The sequence below is a fragment of the Roseiarcus sp. genome, from assembly GCF_049514155.1.
In the GTDB taxonomy this organism is placed as follows: domain Bacteria; phylum Pseudomonadota; class Alphaproteobacteria; order Rhizobiales; family Beijerinckiaceae; genus Roseiarcus.
This window is the reverse complement of the sequence record NZ_JBEKVH010000233.1, coordinates 1-4,465: the sequence shown is the minus strand read 5'-3', so window position 1 is coordinate 4,465 and position 4,465 is coordinate 1. Positions and strand designations below refer to the sequence as shown.

Below are 4,465 nucleotides of genomic sequence, written 5' to 3'. Positions count from 1 at the left end.
GCTCGCCGGACTGCTCGGCGCCGGCGTCATCGTCAGCTGGTCGATCGGCCTGATCCGCGACGCCGGCGCGGTGCTGCTCGACATGAACCCGGATGCGCGGCTGACCGCGCGCTTACGCGCGGCGATCGAACGCGACGGCGATGCGCTGCTCGACCTGCATCTGTGGCGGCTCGGCCCCGGCCATCTCGGCGCCATCCTGGCGATCGAGACGGCGAGCGGCCGAGACGTCGCCGACTATCGTCGCGCCGCGATGCAGGTCCGGCGCTTTTCGCACCTGACGATCGAGGTCGAGCGCAAGGCCGAACCGACCCCGGCCGCCGCCTGCCGCGCGATCGCCTGAGGCGTATTAACCTTTCAGCAACGAAACCGTTGAAGACGGCGGCAAAGCGCGCGATGGAGAGGGCTTGCGGCGGCGCTGGCGGGCGGGCGTCGTGGAGGCCGCTTCCTTGATCGACAGCTACAACAATCCGTTCCTCAATGACCGCAATCGGCGCCGCCATACGCGTCGCCGCACGCGCATCCGCGCCTGGGCCGATCCGGGCGGCGTCGCGCCGGTCTACGATTGCGTGGTGCTAGACGTCTCCGAGGGCGGCGCCAACGTGGTGTCGGTCACCGGCGTCGACCTGCCCGACAGCTTCGAACTGCAACTCGACGCGCGCAACAAGATGGGGCGCGCGGAAGTCGCGTGGCGCGAGGGCGCCGCGGTCGGGGTCAAGCTCGACAAATCGAAATAGAAGCGCGTCGCCTCAGGCGCGCGCCGCCTTCGCTTCGTCGGATTCGAGGAAGCCTTCGAGCCAGTGGATGTCGTACTGGCCGTTCTGCACGTCGAGATTGCGCACCAGCGTCCGATAGAGCGGCAGCGTCGTCTCGACGCCCTCGACGACGAATTCGTCGAGCGCGCGCCTCAGCCGCATCAGCGCCTCGGTGCGGTTGCGGCCGTGGACGATCAGCTTGCCGATCAGCGAGTCGTAGTAGGGCGGGATGACGTAGCCCTGGTAGGCGGCCGAATCGACGCGCACGCCCAAGCCCCCGGGCGGGTGGAAATAGCTGATCCGCCCCGGCGACGGCATGAAGGTGCCCGGATGCTCGGCGTTGAGCCGGCACTCGATCGCCGCGCCTTGTATGCGTACGTCCTCCTGCGCGATCGACAGCGGCGAGCCGGCGGCGATCTTGATCTGCTCGTTGACCAGGTCGATGCCGGTGATCATCTCGGTCACCGGATGCTCGACCTGAATGCGGGTGTTCATCTCGATGAAATAGAAGCCGCCGTTCTCGAACAGGAATTCGATCGTGCCGACGCCGACGTAGCCGAGCTCGGCCATCGCCCGTGCGCAGACGCCGCCGATCTCCTCGCGCTGCGCCGCGTTGAGCGCCGGCGAAGGGCCTTCCTCCCACACCTTCTGATGGCGGCGCTGCAGCGAGCAGTCGCGCTCGCCGAGATGGATCGCGCGGCCCTTGCCGTCGCCCAGCACCTGGAACTCGATGTGGCGCGGCTTGGCGAGATACTTCTCGAGATAGACGGCGTCGTCGCCGAACGCCGCCTTCGCTTCCATTTTCGCATTGGCGAGGGCGTCGGCGAGCTCATCGGCCGAATTGGCGACCCGCATGCCGCGCCCGCCGCCGCCCGCCGCCGCCTTGACCAGCACCGGATAGCCGATCTCGGCGGCGACCTTGACCGCCTCGGCTTCGTCGGCGATCGCGCCCGCCGAGCCGGGCACGCAGGGGATGCCGAGCCGGGCGGCGGTGCGCTTGGCCTCGATCTTGTCGCCCATCAGGCGGATGTGCTCAGCCTTGGGGCCGATGAAGGCGATGCCGTGCTCGGCGAGGATGTCGGCGAAGCGCGCATTCTCGGCGAGGAAGCCGTAGCCGGGATGAACTGCGTCGGCGCCGGTGATCTCGCAGGCGGCCAGCAGCGCGGGGACGTTGAGATAAGACTCGCGCGCCGGCGGCGGGCCGATGCAGACGCTCTCGTCGGCGAGCTTGACGTGCATCGCCTCCTTGTCGGCGGTCGAATAGACCGCGACCGTGGCGATGCCGAGCTCCTTGGCCGCGCGCAGCACCCTGAGCGCGATTTCGCCGCGGTTGGCGATCAGGATCTTGTCGAACATGCCGGGCGGCTCCTGACGGCGGGAGAGGCTCAAAGCGCGCGCGGCGCTACAGCCTCATTCGATGACCATCAGCGCCTGACCGTACTCCACCGGGGCGCCGTCTTCGATCATGATCTGCGTCAGCTTGCCGGACCTGTGGGCGACGATCTCGTTGAACGTCTTCATCGCCTCGACCAGCATCAGCTTGTCGCCAGCCTTCACCGTCGCGCCGACCTCGACGAAAGGCTTGGCGTCGGGGGTCGGCCTCAGATAGGCGGTGCCGACCATCGGCGACTTGACCGTGCCGGGATTGTCGACCGCGTCGATGGCTGTTTCCGCGGCGAGCAGGTTCGGCGGGGCCGCCATCATCGGCGCGGCGGCGACTGCGCCTGGCGGCGCGGCGAGAACATGGGTCGCAGCGATCGTATGGCGCTCGCGAGCGACGCGGATGCGCATGCCCTCCCGCTCGACCTCTACTTCGCTCAGATCGTTGGCGGCGGCGATCTTCGCCAGCCCGGCGACGACGGCGAGATCGAACCCGCCGGCTTCGGACGCGACGGCGGGTTTGACCGACGGCTTCTTCATCGACACCTGCTGACGCCTTGCCCCGTGACGCGATCGTTCGAAATGCGATCGACCGGCGGGACCTATAGCCCGCCGGCGCCGCCAAATAAAGCCCGCCGCCGTCGCGGATGGGGAAAACGTTCGACGAAACGGAACGGATCGGCGCGCCGATTTCGGAAAACAGGCGCCAATCGGCGGGCCACGATTCAGGCGGGGCGGGCCCATACATGCGCGTCGTGAAACGCCGCGCCGCCGAACGGCGCGACCGGGTCGGCGCCGGTCAGCGTGTTGATTCCCCGGCCGTCGAGGAAAGCGGAGGGGGGCCAGATTCCCTCGCTGACGATCAGCCCGCGCGAGACGCCGGCAAAGGCGCGCACGTGCAGCCGCACTTCGCCGCGCGGGTTGCCGAGCCGCGCCACGTCGCCGTCGGCGAGCCCGAGCGCCGCGAGGTCGTCCGGGTGCATCAGCGCCGTCGGCCGCGCTTCGCGGGCGCGCGAGGTCGCCGTCTCGCTGAAGCTCGTATTGAGGAAATTGCGCGCCGGCGAAGTCGCGAGCTTGAACGGATGGTCGTCGTCGGCGGCCTCGTTGACCGGCCAGTGGTCGGGCAGGGTCGGCATCTCGCGCCAAGGCCCCCTGAGTCCGTCGTTCGAATAGGGGGTCGCGGGCCAGTCGGCGCGGAAGTGGAACTTGCCGTCGGCATGGGCGAAGCCGTTGAGGAAATGCGCCTCCTCGAACGGCGGCTGGCAATCGAGCCAGCGCGCCGCTTCGAGCTCGGCGAGCGCGCCGCGGCCCGAGGCGCGTAACGTCCAGTCGATGATCTCGCGCGGGCTCATGGCGAAACCGGGGTGACGCGCGCCCAGACGCTCGGCGAGGGCGACGACCACCTCGTGGTTGGAGCGGCAGCCCTCGGGCGGCTCGATCGTCTTGGGGCCGAACTGCAGATACTGGTGGCCGCCGCCGGTGTAGAGGTCGTCGTGCTCGAGGAACATCGTCGCCGGCAGAACGATGTCGGCGGCGCGCGCGGTGTCGGTGAGGAACTGCTCGTGCACGCAGACGAACAGGTCGTCGCGGGCAAAGCCGCGCCGCACCTTCTCCTGGTCGGGCGCCACGGCGAGCGGATTGGTGTTCTGGATCAGCATCGCGCTGACCGGGCCGCCGCCTTTCAGCGCCTCCGCGTCGCCGGTCAGGATCGCGCCGACACGCGATTGATCGAGCCGCCTGACCGAGGAATCGCGCGCGTCGAGCCCCTCGATCATCGTCTTGTCGAGCTTGAAGACGCCGCTGTTGGAATGAAACGCGCCGCCGCCTTCGTGCGCCCAGGCGCCGCTGACGACCGGCACGCATAACGCTGCATGCATGTTGGCCGCGCCGTTGCGCTGGCGCGAGAAGCCGTAGCCGAGGCGGAAGAAGCTGCGCTTGTTGCGGCCGACCAGCGCGGCGAATTCCTCGATCGCGGCGACGGCAAGGCCGGTGATCGCGCTCGCCCATTGCGGCGTGCGGGTCTCGAGATGGGCCTCGAGCGCCTCGGGCGCGTCGGCGTAGCGCGCGAGATAGGCGCGGTCGGCGAGCCCGTCGCGGAACAGGACGTGCATGACCGCGCAGGCGAGCGCGCCGTCGGTGCCGGGCTTCAGCCGCAGCGCGAGATCGGCTTGGCGCATCGTCTCGGTGTCGTAGATGTCGACGACGACGATTTTCGCGCCGCGCTCCTTGCGCGCCCGCGTCGCGTGGGTCATCACGTTGACCTGGGTCGCGACGGCGTTGGTGCCCCAGATGACGACGACGTCGGACTTCGCCATTTCGCGCGGGTCGGCGCC

General features: G+C 69.2%; 4 protein-coding genes and 1 pseudogene. 2 read left to right on the top strand and 3 right to left on the bottom strand.

The features are described from left to right. Window positions 1-340: pseudogene (locus tag ABSF49_RS20490) on the top strand (cation transporter); the annotation flags it as partial. Between the two features lie 106 nt (window positions 341-446). After that, window positions 447-734 (top strand): PilZ domain-containing protein, encoded by a 288-nt coding sequence (locus tag ABSF49_RS20485; RefSeq protein WP_424114485.1) that lies wholly within the window; start codon window positions 447-449, stop codon window positions 732-734. 12 nt (window positions 735-746) lie between these two features. On the opposite strand, the gene accC is transcribed toward ABSF49_RS20485, so the two are convergent. The 3 genes from accC to ABSF49_RS20470 all read right to left on the bottom strand — a co-directional run. Continuing rightward, on the bottom strand, window positions 747-2,108 hold the full coding sequence (gene accC, locus ABSF49_RS20480; protein ID WP_424114484.1) for an acetyl-CoA carboxylase biotin carboxylase subunit: 1,362 nt from the start codon (window positions 2,106-2,108) through the stop codon (window positions 747-749). A 54-nt stretch (window positions 2,109-2,162) separates the two neighbouring features. Further along, on the bottom strand, window positions 2,163-2,672 hold the full coding sequence (accB, locus tag ABSF49_RS20475; RefSeq protein WP_424114486.1) for an acetyl-CoA carboxylase biotin carboxyl carrier protein: 510 nt from the start codon (window positions 2,670-2,672) through the stop codon (window positions 2,163-2,165). A gap of 185 nt (window positions 2,673-2,857) precedes the next feature. Then, window positions 2,858-4,465: molybdopterin-containing oxidoreductase family protein (locus ABSF49_RS20470; protein WP_424114483.1), on the bottom strand; the 1,608-nt coding region annotated here is incomplete at its 5' end.

What these genes read in the sequence shown, in the direction of transcription:
- accC (WP_424114484.1), bottom strand. Translation starts at nt 2,108, where the DNA reads ATGTTCGACAAGATCCTGATCGCCAACCGCGGCGAAATCGCGCTCAGG.
- accB (WP_424114486.1), bottom strand. Translation starts at nt 2,672, where the DNA reads ATGAAGAAGCCGTCGGTCAAACCCGCCGTCGCGTCCGAAGCCGGCGGG.